This is a genomic window from Brevinematales bacterium (assembly GCA_026415355.1).
Classification (GTDB): domain Bacteria; phylum Spirochaetota; class Brevinematia; order DTOW01; family DTOW01; genus SKYB106.
This window is the reverse complement of record JAOAHF010000011.1, coordinates 1-21,975: the sequence shown is the minus strand read 5'-3', so window position 1 is coordinate 21,975 and position 21,975 is coordinate 1. Positions and strand designations below refer to the sequence as shown.

The following is a 21,975-nucleotide window of genomic DNA, read 5'->3' as shown; positions in this document are numbered from 1 at the left end:
ACCTCCTTCTGTATGTCTCTATTATGTTTTATGCAAGACTAGTTTTTCAATGTCTTATTTTTGAAGTTTTTCTTAGGTATATAATTTTGTCTTGTACTTTGTTGTCGTGATAGAAAAGTTATAGATTGATTTGCTTTTTATATTGCTATAGTGCAGAACTTAAGAGTTTAAGATGGATTTATTTTGAGAGAGATTAGGCAATTTTTAGCTTAAAGGATTAGAGATTTTTTATTATTAGTTCCCCAAACTCTGAGCATTTGACTTCTTTAGCATCTTTTATTTCTCTGGCTAAGTCATAGGTAACCGTTTTATTTTGTATGACCTTTTTTATGGCGTTTATTATGGTATCTGATACTTCTTTCCATCCCATGTATTCAAACATAAGACATCCAGAGAGTATTAGTGATGAAGGGTTAACTTTATCTTGTCCTGCGTATTTGGGAGCAGATCCATGTGTTGGTTCAAAAACAGCATAAGGGTTTCCGATATTGCCGCCAGGTGCCATACCTAGTCCACCTACTTGTGCTGCGAGTGCATCTGAAATATAATCTCCATTTATATTAGGTGCTACAATTAACTTGTAGTGTTCAGGTTTTGTTAAAACCTGTTGGAACATATTGTCAGCAATTATGTCGTTTATGACTATTTTGTTTTCTTTTTCTACTCCCTTTATTATATCATCTTCAGTTATAGTATAGTTGCTATATTCATTTTTGGCTACTTCATAACACCATTCTCTAAAAGCGCCTTCTGTATATTTCATTATATTTCCCTTGTGCATTATTGTTATTTTGTCCATTTTATTCTTTAGAGCGTATTCGATTGCGGATCTCATAAGTCTTTTGGTTCCGAATTCAGATATGGGTTTTATTCCTATTCCAGCATCATCTCTGATTGTAATTCCGAACTCCTTCTTGAGAAACTCTTTAATCTTTTTGGCTTCTTCTGAATCTTTGTTCCACTCTATTCCTGCATAGAGATCTTCTGTTGCTTCTCTAAATATTACCATATTAACTCTTTCTGGATGTTTAACAGGTGTTTCGAGCCCTTCAAAATATCTAATGGGTCTAACTACTGCGAATAGATCTAACTCTTGTCTGATTGTTACGTTTAGTGATCTATGTCCACCACCTATAGGTGTTGTTAAAGGTCCTTTTATTGAAATTACGTATTCTTTAAGAGTATTGAGAGTCTCTTTTGGTAGATATTCACCATACTTTTGGTATGCTTTTTCACCAGCTACTACTTCTATCCAGTTTACCTTTCTTTTACCATTATATACTTTTTTTACTGCTTCATTCCATACAGGTATTGATGCTCTAAATATATCAGATCCAACGCCATCTCCTTCTATATAAGGTATATCAACATCATCTGGTACCGATATTTTACCTTCTATTATTGATATTTTCATTTTCCTTTCCTCTCTGAGTTGTTTAACTTTCTAGTTGTATCAAATTTTATTTGTATTGGTACTTTGTTTTTCAAATTAAAAGACTAAATGAGTTGATAATTTTTACGAGGGATTATATGATTTTAGTGGGTTAGTTAGTATTGATGAAACACAATGAGAATTAGAATTTTGGGGATTAGTATTTGAAAATAAGTTTTTTGGTAATTGATAATCATAACGTATGGAAGAGAAGAATTTGTGGATAAAGTGTCCCGAGTGTGGGGCAATGATGTATAAATCGGATTTTGAGGAAAATCTGAATGTTTGTATAAGCTGTGATTATCATTTTAGAATAGGTGCTAGAAGGAGAATAGAAATACTGTGTGATAAGGATAGTTTTAAGGAACAGTTTGAGGATATTATTTCTTCTGATCCTCTTGATTTCTTTGATGGTAAGGAAAAGTATAGAGATAAGTTAAGGAAGACTATGGAAGAAAAGAATTTGAATGAAGCAGTTATAACAGGTTACTGCGAGATATATGGTATCAAAACTGAAATTGCTGTGATGGATTTTGAATTTTTAGGTGGTAGTATGGGTAGTGTAGTAGGTGAAAAAATAACTAGGGCTGTAGAGTATGCTACGAAGCAAAAATTACCCTTGGTAATAGTATCTGCATCCGGTGGTGCTAGGATGCATGAAGGAATACTTTCTCTTATGCAGATGGCCAAAACATCATCAGCGATTAGGGAGTATAAAGAAAAAGGAGGTTTTTATATTTCTGTTCTTACAGATCCTACAACAGGTGGAGTAACAGCAAGTTTTGCTATGTTAGGGGATATTATAATTTCTGAACCTAAAGCACTTATTGGATTTGCTGGGCCTAGAGTTATAGAACAAACCATAAAGGAAAAACTGCCTGAAGGGTTTCAAAGAGCAGAATTCGTGAAAGAGCATGGATTTGTTGATATAGTGTCTCATAGAAGAGATCTTAAAAATATTCTTTACAAATTGATTTCTATCTTTTACAATAGAGGATAAATAATAGGAGGGTATAGTATGGCTAAGGTTATCCTTAAGCATGTTTCAAAAGTATATGATAATGGCTATAGAGCAGTTGATGATTTTAATCTTGAAATAGGGGATGGAGAATTTGTAGTAATTGTAGGACCTTCCGGTTGCGGTAAAACTACTACCCTGAGAATGATAGCAGGTCTTGAAGATATATCAGAAGGAGAGTTGTGGATTGATAATGTCCTTGTGAATAATATTCCACCTAAAGATAGAGATATTGCTATGGTGTTTCAAAATTATGCTTTGTATCCACACATGACAGTTTACAAAAACATGGCATTTGGTCTTAAGTTAAGAAAGGTCCCTCAGGAAGAAATTGACAAAAGAGTTAAAGAAGCAGCAGAGATACTAGGACTTCAAGCATTACTTGACAGAAAACCAAAACAACTTTCTGGTGGACAAAGACAAAGAGTAGCATTGGGTAGAGCTATAGTTAGAAAACCTAAGGTGTTCTTATTTGATGAACCTCTTTCGAACCTTGATGCTAAACTTAGGGTTCAGATGAGGGCTGAGATAAGTAAACTTCACGCAAGGCTTGGAGTAACAACAGTTTATGTTACTCACGATCAAGTTGAAGCAATGACTTTGGGTACTAGAATAGTGGTTATGAAGGACGGTAAAATACAGCAAGTAGGTACTCCTCTAGAAGTTTATTCCTCACCAAACAACAAGTTTGTTGCGGGTTTCATAGGTAGTCCTCCAATGAACTTTATGGAGGTTACAGTTGAGCAGTCAGGTGATAATTACTATATAGATGAAGGATCGTTTAGAATATTGCTACCAAAAGGTAAGTATAAGAGTATAGGAGATTATGTTGGTAGAAAGGTAATTATGGGTATAAGGCCTGAGTTTATTTACGACAGAGGTAGTTATACAGGAAGTGTTAACGAAAATGTTATATCAGCAAATGTTGAAATAACTGAAATACTTGGAGCTGAACAATACGTGTATTTTGCTACTGAGAAACATCCATTCATAGCAAGATTTGATCCATTTATACATGTAAAGTTAGGAGAAAGAAGAGAAGTTGTAGTTGATCTTGAGAAACTTATACTCTTTGATTCTGAAACAGAATATGTCTTGAATTAATTTTTGCATTGATTTCTACCCCAGCATTAACAGTTGCTGGGGCTTTTTATGGTAACTTTTATTTTATGTTATTTTCTGATAATTTTTTGAATGGTAGTCTCTATGTTTCCGTAATGATCTTGATGCTTTAAAATGTTAGTTAATCCTAAAGACTTGGCTTTTTTCAGATAGTTTATTGTTTTTTGGTTGTTTTGGTAATTATGTTTCTATTTTGGTAGGCAAGTTTTATTTTGTGAAGTTAGGTTAGTTGAAAAAAACTTCATTTTACATTTAACCTAAACAATGAAAATTGTAGGAGAGAGGTTATGGCAGGTAAAGTAAAGGTTTTGTGTGCAGATGGTTTTTCAAAGGCAGGGCTTGACATTTTGTCATACTATGAAAATATAGTAGTTACAGTAAACGAAAAAACTTCAAAAGAAGAGCTGATTTCTAAAATACCTGAATATGATGTCCTTATAGTGAGGAGTTCTACTAAAGTTGATAGAGAAGTTATAGATGCTGGTAAGAAATTAAAAATAATTGCTAGGGCAGGTGTTGGTCTCGATACTATTGATGTTAACTATGCTACTCAAAAGGGTATCATAGTTATGAATTCTCCTACTGGTAATGTTATATCAACTGCAGAACATACTATTGCTATGCTGTTTTCAATTGCTAGAAAAATACCCTTTGCTCATATATCGACAGTTAACGGTGGTTGGGATAGGAAGTCTTTTAGGGGAGTTGAACTTTATAGAAAAAAAATAGGTATAATAGGATTGGGTAAAATTGGAACAGAAGTTGCTAAACGATGTTTAGCTTTAGGGATGGAGGTTTTGGCTTATGATCCTTTTGTGACTGAGGAAAGAGCTTTACAACTTGGTATTAAACTTACTTCCCTTGAAGAGATATATAGGGAGTCAGATTTTATAACATTCCATGTGCCTTTATCAGACCAAACTAGAAATATGGTTACTAAGAAAGAGATAGAGATGATGAAACCATCAGTTAGAATAATAAACTGTGCTAGAGGTGGTATAATAAATGAACAAGATTTAGCAGATGCTTTAAATTCTGGTAGAATTGCCGGTGCTGCAATTGATGTTTATTCCGTTGAGCCGCCAGTAAACAATCCTTTAATCGGGGCAAAGAATTGTATAGTTGTTCCACATTTAGGTGCTTCAACTGAGGAAGCTCAAGAAAATGTATCCATCGAAATAGCAGAATCTATTGTTAAGTTTTTCAAAGATGAAGTTATAATAAATGCTGTTAATATGCCATCTATAAGTCTACAGAAGTACAAGGAACTTAAAGCATTCATTGATATGGGTGAAACTGTAGGTAAAATAATATCTCAGTTATCTGATGGTGGAGTACTACAATTAGTAGTTTCTTATTCAGGGCATATTGTTGAAGATCCTGTTCAGATAGTAACTAGAGCTGTTGCAAAAGGATTTATGGAGAAAATTGTAGGTGATGATACTGTTAATTTTGTAAATTCTTTACTGTATCTCGAATCGAATGGTATAAAATTACTTGAAACAAAAGAAGATGAGTCATTTTCAGTTTTTTCTAACCTTATAAAAGTTAATCTTGTAGGTAAGACCAAAAAAATAGAGATATGGTATACTGTCTATCCAAATAATGATGCTAAAATTGTTAGAATTGACAACTACTATCTAGAGTTGAACCCCACTGAAAATATGATTATACTCAAAAACTATGACAAACCCGGTGTTATAGGTTTCCTTGGAATGGTACTTGGGGATGCGGGAGTTAATATAGGTGAAATGAAAGTTACTAGAGCAAAGCGAGGTGATAAGGCTCTTACTATAATAACTCTCGATTCTGATCCACCGAAAGAAGTAATTGAAAAAATATCATCGCATCCTGATATAATTGAAGTTAAGAGAATAACTCTTTAAAATAGTTTTTGATGAGACTTTTCATAGTTGAATCTCCTTCAAAAGCAAAGACTATAAAGTCATACCTTGGTAGGGATTATACAGTAGTTGCAACGATGGGACATATAAAGGACCTTCCTAAAGAAGAAATGGGAATTGATCCTGCAAAGCTGGAGCCAAAATATGTTTTCCTACCAGGTAAGAAAAAGATAGTAGGTAACATAATAAAAATTGCAAGAAACTGTGATTTGGTTTTATTGGCGTCTGATAAAGACAGAGAAGGAGAGATGATATCATTTCATATGAAAGAAGTACTATCTAAATATAATGGAAACATAAAGAGAGTAGAGTTTACGGAAGTTACGAAAGATTCAATACTTAATTCAATCAAGATGCCTAGAGATATCGATATGAACCTAGTAAATGCTCAAAAAGCAAGAAGATTGCTAGATAGAATAGTTGGTTACGTTATATCTCCTATACTTTATAAGCATCTTAGGAAGAATTTCAGCGGTTCATCCTTTTCTGCAGGTAGGGTTCAATCACCTGCTCTTAGAATTGTTTGTGAAAGGGAAATTGAAATAAGAAATTTCGTGCCTATCAATTACTATGAAGTAATTGTTGAGTGCCAAAAAGAAAACAAAATATTCCAACTTAAGCTCATCAGTGAATTAAATGATGGTAAAGAAATAAGATTTTCGACGTCAAATCGAATAGATGATGAAAAGTTTGAAGAGATAAAAAGTAGTTTTAAGAAAGATAGACTTGTGATTATGTCAATGAAGAGATACAATGACATTATAAAACCTTTACCGCCTTTTAAGACTAGTACTCTACAACAGGATGCTTCAGCAAAATTAGGTTTTACACCTTCTAAAACGATGAAGATAGCACAGGATTTGTATGAAGGAATGAATGTAGATGGAGAATATGTAGGACTTATAACATATATGAGAACTGATTCAGTTAAAATATCTGAATATGCTTTAGAACAAACTAGAAAATTTGTAAGAGAAAGAATAGGTGAAGAATATTTACCGCCTAGACCAAGAATTTATGAGTCTGTAAATTGGCAATCAGCTCATGAGTGTATAAGACCAACAGATGTTTATAGGGTTCCTGCATCAGTAAAGGGTAAGATACCAGAGGACCATTATAAACTCTATGATCTTATCTGGAGAAGATTTTTAGCAAGTCAACTTATGGATGCTGTTGTTTCTGTTTTTGAGATATTATCGAGTGAAGGTAGATACAACTTCTTTGGTGTTTCAAAAAGTATTGTTAAAAAGAATTTTATGAACTTCTATCCGCACAGTGTACCAGAAGATGTTTTTTTTCCGCAACTTGAGGAAGGGGAGGTATTAAATGTTATTCAGTTAAAAGGTTTGAGAAAAAAAACACAACCTCCACCTAGATATACTGAAGCAACTTTAATAAAAAAACTAGAAGAGGAAGGTATAGGAAGACCCTCAACTTATGCTATGATTGTATCCACTCTACTACAGAGAAAGTACGTTATAAAACAGAATAAGTCTTTAGTACCTACAGAATTAGGGTTTGCTGTTTTTGAATTTCTAAAATCAAACTTTCCAACAGTTGTTGATCTAAAACTTACGGCATATATGGAATCACTTCTTGATAAAATAGAAAGTGGAGAAGAAAAAGATTGGAAAAAAATATTGATAAGTATGGTTAAACAAGCTAAAGTACCATTCAATTTGGAATAACTTGTAAAACTGTTATAAGGAGGGCGTAATGTATGTAGATACCCACTTTCATCTAAATATGCTAGAAAATACATTACAGAAGCAAAGAGATGCAATAGATGAATCTATATCAAAGGGAGTAATTGGTGGTATAAACATTTATACATCTGTAGATGAGTTTTTGGAAAATTTGGAGATTTTTGAGTACTTGTCGAGAAAAAATTTAAAAGTTGCCTGCGGGTGGTATCCTGAGTATACGCCTACGGACAAAATGATAGAGGATTTGGAGAACGTCTTGAAGTCTCGCAATATATTTGCTATAGGCGAGATTGGTCTAGAATATTATAGAATGTATAAACCAAAAGATGATCAATTGAAGCTTTTTGAACTTCAGATGATTTTAGCTGAGAAATACAAAAAACCTGTTATAATACATTCCAGAGATGCCTACAACGATACATACAGTGTACTCAAGAAGTTTCCTTCTGTTAGGGGTATAATACACTGTTTTACTGGAACACCAGAGATAGCAAAGAAGTTTCTAGATATAGGATATTACATATCATTTGCCGGTAACTTGACTTTCAAAAATGCACTTGATATACAGTCTTCGGCCAAGTATGTTCCACTTGATATGGTGTTTTTCGAGACGGATTCTCCATTTCTGGCACCAACACCATTCAGAGGGCAAAAAAATTATCCCTATCTAATAAAATACACTTATGAATTTGCATCAAATTTGTTAGGAATACCTATTGATAAACTCCAGACAGTAATTTTAGAGAATTGGAATAGGTTTATAAGAGGGTAGAATATTTTCTACCCCCAAGTTTTTATGATAAATTTAGCAATTTATCAATCAGAGGTTTGTTAAAACCTACTATTACTTTACCATTTATAACTACTACGGGTACTCCCATTTGCCCAGATATTCTAACCATCTCCATAGCCTTGTTTTCATCTCTAGATACATCGTAATCTGTAAAACTTATACCTTTAGACCTTAGGTAATTTTTGAGCATATTACAATATGGACAACTTGGTGTGGAATATACTTTTACATACATAGTTACCCTCCATCTAATATACCTTATACTCGTATATAGTATAATAAAATTATTCATCAAAGTCAAGTTGTCATTTCAGATAGGTTAGTTTTTTAGTTCAATTAGTTTGGTTTAATTATTTATAATTGTGGTTATGTTTGTGTTTGTAGTGGTTTTGGTTTTTTTTAACTTAGTTTGTTATGGTAACGTAGTGGATGATATGGGGAATGTTTTTGAGAGGAGGAATTACGCTAGGATAATTTCTCTTGCTCCTAGTATTACTGAAACTTTAGTGTTTTTAGGAGTTGAAGATAAGATAGTGGGTGTAACAAGGTATTGTAATTTAAATAGGATGAAGGTTGGTGGGATATATGATCCTGATTTTGAAGGTATAATAAAGCTTAAGCCTGATATAGTTTTTATGCTTAAAATGGGAACTATTGAAAATTATCAAAATTTGCTGAAAAGAGGGATTAGAGTATTTGTTATGGATTACCCTAGGTTTGATAGTTTGCTTGAGAATATGGATAAGCTTGCTAATTTAGTTGGAAGTAGAAAGGTGAGAAGTATATATGAGGTTAGAAATTATGTTACTAATCTTATGTTTAAGGTTAGTAATGTTGTCAAGGGAAAGAGTTTTTTGGTTTTGTATTCTTATCCTCTTATATATACTGCTAGTTCGAATAGTTTAGTTGCTGATGTTATAAGGAAGATTGGTGGTATAAACTTGACAGATAAGTTTTCTTATCAATATCAGACGTTAACAATAAATGTTGAAACTGTGCTTAAGTTATCTCCGGATGTGATTTTGATTGCTGTTGGTGAGAATAATGAGTCAATTAGCAATGAAATTGTTAGTTTGGGATTAAAATCTAAGATAATAACTCTTGATCCTATGGATTTAAGTCCATCTTTGAGAATTACTAATTTAATATTGAAAATATATGAAAGATTTAAATGAGGAGTAGGATCTTAAACCTATGTTGTTTTGATAGGAAGTTTCAAGGTTGATTTTTATAAGTACTTTAGTTTTGAGGGAAGGGTTTTTAGATTTTTTAAGAGATTTTGTTCCTGATTTATAATAGTTTTTATGATAAATGTGGTAGTAGTTATATCTGATAGTAGAATTTTGATAGAAATGGAAGGTCATTCAGGGTATGGTAAAAAAGGAGAAGATATTGTTTGTGCTGGTATATCAGGAGTTTTTCAATTTTTGATAGTTCACTTGTTTAATAACCTGAAGAGGGAAGGTACTTTTTCTCTTTCTTCGGGAAGGGGTAGGATTGAGTTTGATTCCAAAAAAGGAGATGAAGTTATAGTAAATTCCTTCCTTGAGTACTTAAGGAAGGTTGATAAGAGTTATCCTAACTCTCTACGAATAGAGGTTTTTGTTAGGTAAATAAATTCAAAATTTTTCTACTAATTATGTTTTATTTTTAGTAGGTTTGAGTAAGTTAAATATTAAATTTTTGTTGTTTAGTTGTATTGAATATGCTTTTGATTGTAGAAAGACTATCTTGCGGAATTGTATAATTAGTTTGAAGAATCATGGTAAAAGAAAATGCATACAAGATAGTTTTTCTTATTGTTTCATATATTATAGTTGGGATTATTGTTTATATGGCTCTGACAAATACAGGTATATTTAAGTATAGGGTTGAATCAAAGTTGAAGTCTGTTTCTTCAGATATAGTTAGAAATTTTAGTAATAGGCTCTCAAGTTGTAAATCAATAACTGAGTCAGTAGCAAGAGATCCTAGTGTAAGACTTATATTCTTCCAGATGCAGATAGAAGGAAATAGAAGAGATTTTATTAATTATCTTTCAAGGTTGAGAAGCAGTATAAAAAATGCCTACAAAGTAGTTCTAATTGATAACAATGGGAATTTTTTAGTTTCTTCTGACTATTTTGATAAAGACTTTAATGAATTTAGACTTGCGCAGAAGTACCTTTTGAAGAATGATTTTGTATTTTTTGGGAGTTTTGATGTAGTATATTCAATAACTAAGATCTATGATCAAAGAGGGGTATCGATAGGATATTTGGCAATAGGTTGGTATAAGGATTTTTTTGAGCAACCTTATTTTGAAATCAAAAATCTCAAGTTTATTCAGGATCTTATTGTTGTTAATGCTCCTGAAAAACTCTCAGAGGAGTCAGTAAAAGAAAATTCATCCTTACTTGTCAAGAATTCCATAATATCTGAAAATTTAAAGAATTATAATCTCAAGTTACTCTTTTTCAGATACAGCATGGGATTTGACATACTTAACGTTGCAATTATAGTCTTATCAATAATATTTGCTTTATTTGTAACGGTTTGGGTTTTGATTAGTTTAGTTAGTGATAGAAACATAAAAATATATGAAGATGTTAGAGAATCTGTTTTGTCTGAGGTAGATAAAAGTTTTGAAAGCATGAGTAATTTAAGTAATTATTCGAGTAGTGAGTATGCTATTAGTGATAAACAGGATTTTGCACTTGAGGATAGTAGATATAAGTATGAGCCTATAGAATCTGACATAGTTCCTTTTCATGGCTATATAACGGAAAAAGCAATTGCTACTGTAAGTGAAATATTTACATACATAAAGGATAGTTTGAAAATAACCAAGGTTATGTTTATGCGTAAAACTGAAGATGGTTTTGTTCAGGTTGCTTCGGAAGGGTTTGAAACAGAAGATTTTGTTATATACTTTTCAGACAAAATATGGGAAAAATTTTTGTCTAAGGGTAAAGCTGTTTCGATAAAAGGAGATATAAAAGAGTTGTATGAACTTGGTAGTAGGCTAAAAGATGAACTTTTTGAGATAATTGTATTTCCTGTTATTGATAGTTTTGGTGATATAAAGTATTTGTTTGTTGCAGGTAGAAGGTGGACTGAAAATGAACAAGGTATTAATGTTAAAAAAGAAATTTTCTCAAAAATAAAGTACGTTATGATTGATGTTGGTATATCATAGATTTTTATATTTTTCTACATACTTTTTTATGTCAAACTTATTTTCTAATCCTTTTGTGCTCATATACCTTATTTTACCTATTACCTTTCTTTCTCCAAAGGGTCTATCAAAACTACCAAAACACCATGATATACCAGTATATCCATTTGGATCTCTACCATCCAGTTCATATTTATCGTTTAGGTAGCATGATATATCGAATGCTTCTTTTGGATCTTTTGTCCATTCCAAGATCTTTTTAGCCCAGTACATTCTCATATAGTTGTGCATTTTACCTGTTTTTAGGAGTTCTTTTTGAGCGGAATTCCAATATATGTCGTGTGTTTTTGCGTTTTCAAAGTCCTGTAGTGTATATAGAAATTCTCTTTTGTCTCCTTTGTGTTCTTCTAGAGTTTTCTTAGCCCATTCAGGTATACCTTCGTATTTGTTGTAATTAATATTGTAGTAAACAAAATTTCTGGCAAGTTCTCTCCATACCACAAGTTCATTGATGAATGATTGTACGTTTTCGTCCTCGAAGGGGTAGTTTTTGAGAATTTTATGTATTATCTCTACTGGCGATATGTTACCAAAGTGAAGGTAAGGACTTAAGTTAGATTGATAGTTCTTTGTAGGATCACTTCTATATTCTTTGTACATTGATAGTTTATTAAATATAAATTCATCCAACAATTTGACTGCTTCGTTGTATCCACCTCTGAATGTGTTAACTGTACTAACTGTTTTATCAATATTTAGATTGTTCAAAAAGATATTAACATCACTAAAGAAAAATTCTTCTCCTAAGTCAAATTGACTTGATTTTACTTTTTGATCTGGTAATTTGAATTCGTGTATAAAGTTTTCCATGATAGGGTAGATCTTGTTTCTTATTAGGTAAGCGTAAGGTTCCTCTTTGTTAGAAACTAATTCGACAGGGACTACTACATCGTTGTCAACTTCGACAACTAGTGTATCTAACTTATTTGCTACTTCGTATCTCCATTTTCTCTGTGTTGCTAGGTAGTTTCTGTCAAGTACTACTAGGCATGAATCTTTGCCAAATTCAATACAACCTGATACATAATCGCCTTTCCTTACTTGAAACTTAATACCAAGTGTTTCAAAGTCCCTTTTTAGTTCTATTATGCCTTCTAACATAAACTTGTAGTATCTTGCGTTAGAGTGCTTATATTGGTCTGTTATGTTGAAAATAACAACGAGTGGTTTTCTAAGCTCATTTGACTTTTCTATTGTAAAAAGTAATGCGTAGTTATAACTTATCCTTTGACTTGCTTCCATGCAATATAATACATATTTCCCTTCAGGAGATATAGGGTAGCTGTTTAGTTTTTTGAGTCTTTTATCAATCATGTTCTCCATCTTCAATCTATATTTCTATGTATTGTATTGCTTTATTATTTCAATTTTATACTGAATTTTAGAAGAGTTATAAATCAAGCTTTGATAATGTAAGCTTGTGAATAGAGAATTATGGTCTGAGTTTGTAAGTTTTAATTAATTTTGTTTTCAGTAATTTTAATATTATCTTGGTGTTGTAAAGCCCTTTGTGGAATTATATTCTTGTATAAATTTATTAATACCGTTTGAAATCATATCAGTAAATGAAGATATATAATCTTTTGAAGTTATAGTTTTTACTTCTTCAGGATTAGATATATAGCCTACTTCAACTAATATCGATGGCACTGGTATATATTTTATTACATAAAATGGTGCACCTTTTACGATAGGTTTGAGATTTATCATTGATGATGAGATAGTTTCACTCAATATTCTGCTTTCTTCCATGAGAGCTACACTTCTTATTTTGCTTATTATCTTTTCAAGTTCTCCTACTTTTTTGATTTCATCTTTTGGTATGAAAGAGTTCTCGAAGGCCAATACTGCTCTAGTATCATCATCAACTGCCTTATCGCTTACATAATATATTTCAGGCCCCTTTTTTGTCTTTATAGGTGAAGCATTTTGGTGTATGCTTATAAATATTCCATAGCCTTGAGTTTGTTTCATAAGGTCACTTGTAATTTTTGCTCTTTGTTCTAGTGTTAAATATGCGTCTTCATTTCTTGTTAGTACAACGTTAATTCCTTTAGATGATAATATTCTAGCGAGTTTTGATGCTATTTCTCTTGCATATATTAGGTTGATATCTTTTTCTCTAAATCCATTGTGTACTGCTCCTGGATCTTTTCCGCCATGTCCTGCGTCTATGACTACAAATCTTATAGGTGTAAAGTCTGATTGTGCATTTTCATAGGTTACTTTCGGATTTAGTTTAAGTTGAGTTTCAGCATCTTTTGGTTTTTCTTCAGATGAGCCAAAATTATTTGAGTTGTTTGGGTTTTTTAGTGAAATATCAATGTTAACGAATTTACATTCTATCTTAAGTAGAGATATTATGCTATCAACTACACCTATTGGTAAATAGTAGTTAAAATTAGTCCTTACAAGTCCTCCTATGATTGGTAGGATTGTGTTTGAATTTAGTATATAAAACTCTCTGTCTTCAAAGAACTCAAGAGTATTTGTACTGAAAGATATCGTTATCTTTGCTTTGTATGGATCATACTTAAGTTTACCGTTTAAGGTTTCAGTGAAAGAAAATATGTCTATTATGCCATTTGTGAAGTTAAAAATAATTTCTGCATTTGAGTTTGTTATACTAACGCAAATCAATACAAAAACTGTTAGAGATACTATTTTTATTTTTTCTAGCATACAGTAAAATTCTAAACATATAGTAATATCGATAACAAACTTCAGTTTACGGAAGTCTTTGGTAGAGTTTGCTAAGAATAGATACTTTTCTAATCATTTTTTGGTAGTTTGGGATATCTAGAAAATCTTTTCAGCAGCATGAAGGAAGAGAAGATGAGTTTGTAAAGAGAGTGTTAGAAGAGTTGGATGTTGAGATTGTAGAGAAGGTTATGGTGAGGTGTTTTGATAGTGATAATGGGTATGTGATGGGGGATTTAGCCGAAATTGATATGAAGATTGTTAGAGAGTAGTATGAGTATACTTGTATATCGAATTTTTTACATTGGCGAAGGTACTCTTGCGAAGTTATGAGAATATGTGAGCATGGTATTCTGAGATTTTTGGTAAGGTGAGAGAAGTTATAGGGGACAAACTTTCTGTTGATGAGAGAGAATTAAGTTTTGTTGAGATATTCTGTGAATTGGATAAGGTGCCTGATGAGGGTTAAGGTGGGGAATGTTAGTGTAGAAGATGAGACAGGGGGAGATTTACACAAGGAGATATTAGATTTTGAGTATAGAGGAGTGAGGATATGGAAAGGTATTTATAGGGTTAGTCTAGTGATAAAGCTCGTCTACAACTAATAGTTCTGGTTACTAATTTATAGCCTTGTAAAAGTATGGTTGAGATTTACAAGGGTAGATGAAGGTAGAGCAGAGTTCCAGGAGTATGAAGAAAGGTTTGGTGATAAAAAGTGTGATGGTCAGAGATTTTTGGGAATGTAGTGAAGTTAATTTTATTTTTGGTTGTAGAATTGAATATGGGGCTGATAGTAGGAGGTAGTTTGAGAGAACAGTTGAAGTGTGAAATGTTCGGGATCTTTTATGTTCTTCTACCTTCTAGATAGGTTAGGTATACTCGGAGATGAAGATTTGAAGATTGCTTGGATGAGTTATGGAAATGAGGTGTTCAGAATGATCTTCTACAAAAAATACTAAACTCTTGAAAAAATCTCAGAAGTTTTATTCTAGAAACTGAATAAAAAAACCTTCATAATCAAACTCTGAATGAAATTAGACTTAAAGCCTAACAAGAAATTTATACCAATATTCTTGCTTTTGGCTTTCTTGATAGCAAGAAGTGTAAAATTTGTAGTTTTTCTATCAAATATTTCTATTTCTATACACTTCTTGAAACCTATATCTTTGATTATCACAGGTTATGTCCTTTATTTTCTTTTTCTAAGGAGAAGGATTATATTCATTTTGGTTTTCTTGATAGAGAACTTTTGGCTTCTTCTCAATGTAATATACTTTTTATATTTTGACAATTATTTTCACATACTAAACTTTCTATTTCATCTCGATACTAATTTTACAAACGTTAATGAAGGTATATCATTCTTATCTGCGCTTAACTCTGTTGGTTGGATTTCAAGAATTCTTATTGTTTTAATAGATTTACCGTTTTTTTTACTGTTATTGTTAAACTATCCATCAATTAGAGAACTTTTGCTCAAACCTTTTATGAAAAAAGTTTTCATAAGTCTTATATTGTTACTCTTTATTTCGGAGGTGATATTTGTAATAAGAAAAGAAGGTATTATCAACATAATCTCGAAGCTTGTATCTGAAGGCCTTTCCTTGAGAGAAGAACAAAAGTTGATATCCAGATACGGTACAATTTTTGTAAATTTTCTAGACGTTTTTTACATTGTAAATCCAGGAATAGCGAATAAAACAATTAAGTATGGAAAGATTTTTGAATTTGCTGGGGATAGGACTAAAAAGAATGTAATAATCATTCAGATTGAGAGTTTAGATAGCTCCGTTATATTCACAAATTACAAGGGAAAACCAGTTACTCCATATTTAAGATGGCTGAGTACAAACTCAATTTTTGCTCCAATCGTAGTGTCCTATCACTTTGCTGGATATACCTCAGACGCTGAGTTTGCAGTCATAAATTCATTACATCCTCTTAAAGACATTCCATCAATGAGATATTGGAAAATATTCGATAATTCAATAGCGAAAGCATTCAAGGCAAATGGGTATATAACTTATGCTTTTCACAATAACAGAAGTACGTTTTTCGGCAGAGAAGATGCTTATAAAATGATGGGTTTCGACAAATTTTTTGATATTAGTGAGATGAAACTCTTAGAAAAAGGATGGGGTGCTAGTGATGAAGATGTTTTTGAGTACTTAAAAAATACTCTGCTAAAACTAAAAAACACTAACTTCTTTGTTTATGTTATTACGATGTCAAGTCATGGGCCTTTTAACTTAGTTGACAAATACTATACAAATCAGATATTCAACGACATTAACGAATCGATAACAAGAGCATACTTTAATTCTATTAACTACGTTGATAAAGTTTTATCTAACTTCGTAACTTTTGTTATAAAAACTATTCCTAATACTCTTATTGTAATATTTGGAGATCACCATTCTTCAGTTCGAGATAGTCAGTACTACAAGAGATCAGTTTCCTATGTTAATGGTAAAGTTATAGAAATTGTACCTTTGTTTATAATAGGTGATAAAAAACTAGCAATTCTGACTCCTATGTCTCAGATTGATATTTCTTTAACAACAATACACTTATCTGGAATAAGAGCTAGAATTAGATCCAAGGGTGAAAATATCTTAAACCATGAAAAAGACGAGATATTTTATTTGGGAGAGTATGTGAGTAAAGATAAGATAAAAAAAGGACTTAATTTTAATATTGCTAGGTAAGCTTGAACATTATCACTTTTGGTTTTATCTTTATTTGATATTTTATATTTATATCATTTGTCTTAGTTTGGAATAGATGTAATGATTATGTTATAATTTTAGATGAGTATTATGATTAAGAGAATTATTGATTTTCTTAGAGAAAACTACAGATTAGGTGTTGTAGTTTTCTTGGTGCTTTTTATAGTTTTCATTAGCCTTTTAAGTTTTTTTGGTTTCTCTTTGGGAGTTATACTACTTCTGGTCATACTTTTGATCAATCTGGTTTGGATAGTTTGGGCTGGTACTAGGATATTTGAAGATATCAAAAGTGGCAAGATATTTAGAGGTATTGAAGATATAGCAATCATTGGGTTGGTGTTAGGTATACTCATTGTTTTGTATATCATATCGTCTAACAGGTCTTTGAAATTTGATCTTACTTCTGAGCAGTTGTATTCATTATCACCATATTCGATGGAAGTTATAAAATCTCTCAATTCCAATGTCAAGATAACGCTTTTCGCGAGACGAGGAGAAGCAACGGAACTTGAGAAAATTCTGGAAGAATATTCTAAAAACTCTGAAAAGATAAGTTTCATTTCGGTTGATCCTATCAAAGATCCAATAACTGCGAAAAGATATGAATTACCTCAAGGTGAGAGTATAATAATAGTGGTTGAGTCTGGTGCTAACAAAAAGTATATAAGGGGAACGTCTCTAATTGAATACCAACAAACTAGTTATGGTCCCAGGGCAGTAGGTATAAAAGTTGAAGAAGAAGTTACTTCAGCAATACTTGATGTAATTGGATCCTCGAGAACAATATACTTTTTGGTTGGTAATGGAGAACATAGAATCTTGAATGATGCACCTGGTGGAGATTCTGAATATACCTTCAAGACGTGGCGTTCATACTTAGAAAAAGCAAACTTTACATTAAAGGAACTAAATCTTTCTACAACCAAAGATATTCCAAGTGATGCAGGTAGTATCGTTATACTAGGTCCAAGAAGAATAATACCTATCGAGGTACAAGATAAATTGTATGCATACTTCACTAATGGAGGTAGTATTGTTATACTACTTGAACCAATTATAGGTAGCGAGGTGTACGATAAAACTTTTTCAATAAACTACTTACTAACAAAATTAGGTTTTTATGTGAAAAACAATGTAGTCTTCGATCAAGAAAGATTTAATCCCTACGTTGGAAGATTATTTTACATAATTCCTTACATACACTATAGCCCAATAACATCAGATATAAGGCGCAAGGGATTACCAATTCAGCTAGTTACAGCTATGGCAATAGGAAGATTAGAAAATATAGAAGGTCAACTAGGATATAGGTATTACGATATCATGTCTTCTTCTGAGGATAGTTGGGGTGAGGTATCTATACCTGAAAGTGGTAAAAACTTTACTGCTTCTTCTGATGAGAAAGACATAAAGCCTCCTATTATACTAGGTTATGCTATCGAGAAGGTTGTTGAAAACGATAAATCAAAAACTTCTAAAATGGTTATAATAGGTGACATTGATTTTCTATCAGACTATTTCATAGAAAGTATGTCAGGAAACCTAGAACTTGCTCTAAATATTATCGAATGGTCCTCTAGAGAAGGTGGGATGCTTGGTATTAAACCCAAATCTATTAAACAAGAACCTGTTGTTATACCTTCATCAGCTGATGCTAATTTGGTATTAGTTTTGAGTCTTATAGTTGTACCTCTCCTTGTTGTTGTTCCAGGAATATTAGTCTGGTTTATAAGGAGTAGAAATGTAAATTGAGGAGGATGTATGAAATTCCCCTTCAGCTGGCTTAACGATTTTATTGATATTGAAAGAATACTTCAGGAAGATAGTGTAGAAGTAGTATCAGAAAAACTAACTAAAATAGGAATAGAAGTTGAAAACATCGATACCAAGAAATTATATGATGGGAATGTTGTTATAGGCTTGATAGAAGAGATATCTCCGCACCCTACTAAACCCAATATAATAGTCTGCAATATAAATATATCAAATAATGATAACAAAATTGTTGTAACTTCTGATACATCAGTCAAAAAGGGTGATAAAATTGTTTATTGTTATCCTGGTACTATTCTGGAAAGAGATAAACAACTGGTAGATGTTGTTGAATTTGAAGGTATAAACTCGTATGGGATGCTTTTATCGCTCGAAGAATTGGGGCTAGAAGATAAAAGTGATACCGTATGGAAAATAGAAAGTAATTGGCAAGTAGGATCTGATTTAATTTCAAATATCTTACCACCGTTTATGAAAGAGGAATATGTTCTTTCAATTAAAGTTCCTTCAAACAGAGCTGATGTTCTATCAGTACTAGGTATAGCAAGAGAGCTTTCTGCGATATATGAAATTCCTTTACGTCCATTGCCAACATTCAGATTTAATGAAGATCAATTCAAACCTGATATACAGATAGGGGACGATAGATGCTTTAGGTATGTTTCTAGAATACTAAGAGATGTTAAAATAAAACCAAGCGATGATCTGATTAAAGTTAGACTTCTACTAAGCGGACAAAGGTCAATAAACAATGTTGTTGATGCAACTAATTACATAATGATAGCAATAGGACAACCTATGCATGCTTTTGACTACGATAAACTTAAAGGTGGCAAAATAGTGGTAAGAGGTTCAAAAGAAGGAGAAAAAATATTAACTTTGAATGGTGCCGAAGTTTCGTTGCCTAGGAATACCCTTATAATAGCTGACGAGGAGAATCCTGTAGCAATAGCAGGGGTCATAGGTGGTGAAGAAACTGCTGTGAGTGATACAACTACAAATGTACTCTTAGAAAGTGCATATTTCGATTATAATACAATAAGGAAAACAGTTAGAGAAGTCAAAATATCAACAGAATCGTCAAATAGGTTTTCAAGAGATATAGGTTTCTACACAACAGAACTAGCAATAAATATGGCTACGCATATAATAAATGCGAATAAAGTTTCTCAACTCACAGATGTAAAGTTATCAAAATCGAACTCATTAAAAGAGACTGTTATAAGAACGACATTCTCAACGATCAACTCAAGGATAGGTTACAACATACCAGAAGATAGAATAAAAACTATTCTATCATTTTTAGGATTTGAAGTTCAGTCAAAAGGTGATGAATTAACCATTAGAATACCGGCTTTTAGAAAAGACATATCGATAGAAGAGGACATAATTGAAGAAGTAGCAAGAATATATGGATATGATAACATACCTTCAACTCTTCCTAGGATTGAAAAAAACCCTGGGTTACCTAGCAATGAACTAAAATACGAAGAAATCATTAGAAATAATCTTGTATCACAAGGTTTGACTGAAGTTATGAACTTCTCTTTCATTTCCGAGAAAGATCTTGCAACTTATAAAATACCTTTCAGTAATGTTATAACTATCTCAAATCCTATGATTGAAGAAGATAATATAATTAAGCCATTTCTACTTATTAACTTATTAAAGACAATTAAAAGAAATATAAACAATGGTTACAAGAATCTATCATTGTTTGAAATAGGTAAAGTTTTCAAAAGTGAAAGTGACAAGTTTGTAGAAGAAAAAAATATATGTATCGCTCTACATGGAAATAAGTACGACAATTGGGCTGGAAATGTTAAATTCTCATACTACGATCTCAAGGATATTGTAGATAGACTTTTCGCTTTTCTTGGAGTTAGGTTTGATATAGTAAATAGTAGTTATACGTTTTTACATAATTATGTTTCAGGTAAATTAGTTGTTGAAGGAGAAGAAATTGGATACATAGGCAAAGTTCACCCAGAGATAACACAAAAACTAGAAGTCGATGATGCTTTTGTATGTGAGTTTTCTCTCACTAGGGTTGAAAAATACTTAGGAAAGAATATTAATTACTCTGAGATAAACAGATTACCATTCTCAACAAAAAATATATCTGTTATTGTTCCCAAAAACTACTATACCAGAGACTTAGTTGAGTTTGTAAGAAATTATGATACTAATGACAAAAATTTAGGTGTTGTTGATGTTAGAATAGTTGATGTATACGAAGGTGGAAATATACCTGAAGGTATGAAGAGTGTTAATATACTAATAAAACTGCAATGGATAAATAAAGTCGGAAGTGAAGCGGAAATAAAAAGTGTTTTTATGTCAATAATTAGAGATATTCAAGAGAAATTAGGTTTTGTGGTAAGGGGTGTTTAATGAAACAATTCCTAAAGAATGTTTTTTTATCTAAGAAAGACCTAGTAGGTGCCCCAAGAGGATTTGCTTTTGAATACGAAAATAGGAAAGAGTTGCTAGATGAAATATATCGAGTTGTTATAAAGAAAGGTTTCAAAGAGGTTAGTACACCAACATTTGACTTCTTTGAAGTATATGAGAAAGTTTTAGGAAGTGATACTCGTGAACTGTTTGTTTTCAAAGACAATGGAGACTTTATTGTGCCTAGATATGATACTACTATACAGATTGTAAGATTTTTGGCTCCAAGGATAAAGAAACTTGAGTTACCTGTTAAGCTTTTCTACTATTCTGATGTATTCAGAGAACCAGTTTTTGAATGGTATCCAAGGCAGGTTAAGCAATTTGGTGTTGAAGTGATAGGTGGTAATCAAAAAGATTTTAAAGAGATACTTATAGTACTCAAAGATATCCTAGATAAAATAAATTTCAGATTAGGAATTGGAAATTACAAAGTAGTTTTTAACTTATCAACAATTCTAGAAAAACTTCTAGCTAAGGTTGACGAAGATGATAAAGAGATATTAAAGTACTTACTCTCAAACAAGGATTTGCCATCTGTAAGACACATCGTTGATAACAAAACTTATGATATTATACAAGGGCTAGTCTTTATGACACTCGAGGGCAGTAGTGATAACATCCGCAATATTACCCATCTTGTAGAAATTGATGAAAAACTAATTGAGGAGACAAACGATCTATACGATGTGTTTGGAAACGAAAATGTGATTTTTGATCCAACACTAGTACCGGACATGAATTATTATAGTGGGATTTTTTTCAAGGTTTATTCTTTAAATCTTCCTGACAGTGTAGCAACAGGTGGTAGATACGATAAACTAACAGAAAAATTTGGATACAATCAAACAGCTATGGGATTTGCTATCGATGTACTATGAAAAAGATTCTATGTATAGACATTGGAAATACAAATGTAGTCTTAGGTATATCTTCTTGTAATAAAGAAGACTTCAATTTCAAACACTTTAGAATAACTACAAATCATTTCACTACTATAGATGAGGTATCTTTAAGTTTACATACAGTGCTTAACTACTTTGAGGTTGATAAAACCGACATATCGAGTATAGTTATATCGAGTGTTGTACCAGAAGTTGACATACAGTATAGATACTGTCTCTTAT

At 32.0% G+C, this 21,975-nt stretch carries 18 protein-coding genes; 14 read left to right on the top strand and 4 right to left on the bottom strand.

What is annotated here, in order from left to right; translation table 11 throughout:
• Positions 1-217: 217 nt before the first annotated feature.
• Complete coding sequence (icd, locus tag N2712_05320; protein MCX8029401.1) at positions 218-1,414, bottom strand: isocitrate dehydrogenase (NADP(+)); 1,197 nt, start codon at positions 1,412-1,414, stop codon at positions 218-220.
• Between the two features lie 220 nt (positions 1,415-1,634).
• Between icd and accD the strand changes: the two genes are divergently transcribed.
• The 5 genes from accD (at position 1,635) to N2712_05295 (ending at position 7,954) form a co-directional block, all read left to right on the top strand.
• Positions 1,635-2,432 (top strand): acetyl-CoA carboxylase, carboxyltransferase subunit beta, encoded by a 798-nt coding sequence (accD, locus tag N2712_05315; protein MCX8029400.1) that lies wholly within the window; start codon positions 1,635-1,637, stop codon positions 2,430-2,432.
• 18 nt (positions 2,433-2,450) lie between these two features.
• Complete coding sequence (gene ugpC / locus N2712_05310; protein MCX8029399.1) at positions 2,451-3,554, top strand: sn-glycerol-3-phosphate ABC transporter ATP-binding protein UgpC; 1,104 nt, start codon at positions 2,451-2,453, stop codon at positions 3,552-3,554.
• A gap of 305 nt (positions 3,555-3,859) precedes the next feature.
• Positions 3,860-5,458: a phosphoglycerate dehydrogenase gene (serA, locus tag N2712_05305; GenBank protein ID MCX8029398.1), complete on the top strand. Its 1,599-nt coding sequence runs from the start codon at positions 3,860-3,862 to the stop codon at positions 5,456-5,458.
• An 11-nt stretch (positions 5,459-5,469) separates the two neighbouring features.
• Positions 5,470-7,164 carry a type I DNA topoisomerase gene (gene topA / locus N2712_05300; protein ID MCX8029397.1) on the top strand — a complete coding sequence of 565 codons (1,695 nt, stop codon included), beginning with the start codon at positions 5,470-5,472 and terminating at the stop codon, positions 7,162-7,164.
• 28 nt (positions 7,165-7,192) lie between these two features.
• On the top strand, positions 7,193-7,954 hold the full coding sequence (locus N2712_05295) for a TatD family hydrolase (protein MCX8029396.1): 762 nt from the start codon (positions 7,193-7,195) through the stop codon (positions 7,952-7,954).
• Between the two features lie 22 nt (positions 7,955-7,976).
• Here N2712_05295 and N2712_05290 read toward each other — a convergent pair whose 3' ends face one another.
• Entirely contained in the window at positions 7,977-8,210 is a 234-nt protein-coding gene (locus N2712_05290; GenBank protein MCX8029395.1) for a glutathione S-transferase N-terminal domain-containing protein, read from the bottom strand.
• 133 nt (positions 8,211-8,343) lie between these two features.
• Between N2712_05290 and N2712_05285 the strand changes: the two genes are divergently transcribed.
• The 3 genes from N2712_05285 to N2712_05275 all read left to right on the top strand — a co-directional run bounded on the left by N2712_05285 (position 8,344) and on the right by N2712_05275 (position 11,153).
• Positions 8,344-9,150, top strand: coding sequence for a helical backbone metal receptor (locus N2712_05285; protein MCX8029394.1), 807 nt, complete (start codon positions 8,344-8,346; stop codon positions 9,148-9,150).
• Positions 9,151-9,279: 129 nt separating this feature from the next.
• Positions 9,280-9,588 (top strand): ribosomal-processing cysteine protease Prp, encoded by a 309-nt coding sequence (locus N2712_05280; protein MCX8029393.1) that lies wholly within the window; start codon positions 9,280-9,282, stop codon positions 9,586-9,588.
• A 149-nt stretch (positions 9,589-9,737) separates the two neighbouring features.
• Entirely contained in the window at positions 9,738-11,153 is a 1,416-nt protein-coding gene (locus N2712_05275; protein ID MCX8029392.1) for a hypothetical protein, read from the top strand.
• Here N2712_05275 and N2712_05270 read toward each other — a convergent pair.
• Together N2712_05270 and N2712_05265 are read right to left on the bottom strand one after the other, a co-directional pair.
• Entirely contained in the window at positions 11,148-12,515 is a 1,368-nt protein-coding gene (locus N2712_05270) for a deoxyribodipyrimidine photo-lyase (protein ID MCX8029391.1), read from the bottom strand. The two genes, N2712_05275 and N2712_05270, sit on opposite strands and share 6 nt — an antisense overlap.
• 162 nt (positions 12,516-12,677) lie before the next feature.
• Entirely contained in the window at positions 12,678-13,874 is a 1,197-nt protein-coding gene (locus tag N2712_05265) for an N-acetylmuramoyl-L-alanine amidase (protein MCX8029390.1), read from the bottom strand.
• Positions 13,875-14,350: 476 nt separating this feature from the next.
• Here N2712_05265 and N2712_05260 point away from each other — a divergent pair, with 476 nt between their 5' ends.
• The 6 genes from N2712_05260 to N2712_05235 form a co-directional block, all read left to right on the top strand.
• On the top strand, positions 14,351-14,497 hold the full coding sequence (locus tag N2712_05260; GenBank protein MCX8029389.1) for a hypothetical protein: 147 nt from the start codon (positions 14,351-14,353) through the stop codon (positions 14,495-14,497).
• Between the two features lie 423 nt (positions 14,498-14,920).
• Positions 14,921-16,600, top strand: a complete 1,680-nt coding sequence (locus N2712_05255; protein ID MCX8029388.1) for an LTA synthase family protein — start codon at positions 14,921-14,923, stop codon at positions 16,598-16,600.
• 111 nt (positions 16,601-16,711) lie between these two features.
• On the top strand, positions 16,712-18,373 hold the full coding sequence (locus N2712_05250) for a GldG family protein (protein ID MCX8029387.1): 1,662 nt from the start codon (positions 16,712-16,714) through the stop codon (positions 18,371-18,373).
• A 9-nt stretch (positions 18,374-18,382) separates the two neighbouring features.
• The gene (gene pheT, locus N2712_05245) at positions 18,383-20,788 is read left to right on the top strand and encodes a phenylalanine--tRNA ligase subunit beta (protein ID MCX8029386.1); all 2,406 of its coding nucleotides are present in this window, start codon (positions 18,383-18,385) and stop codon (positions 20,786-20,788) included.
• Positions 20,788-21,729: an ATP phosphoribosyltransferase regulatory subunit gene (locus tag N2712_05240; GenBank protein MCX8029385.1), complete on the top strand. Its 942-nt coding sequence runs from the start codon at positions 20,788-20,790 to the stop codon at positions 21,727-21,729. The genes pheT and N2712_05240 overlap by 1 nt, the downstream gene beginning before the upstream one ends.
• The coding region (locus N2712_05235) for a type III pantothenate kinase (protein MCX8029384.1) at positions 21,726-21,975 on the top strand (250 nt) is incomplete at its 3' end. The genes N2712_05240 and N2712_05235, both read left to right, overlap by 4 nt.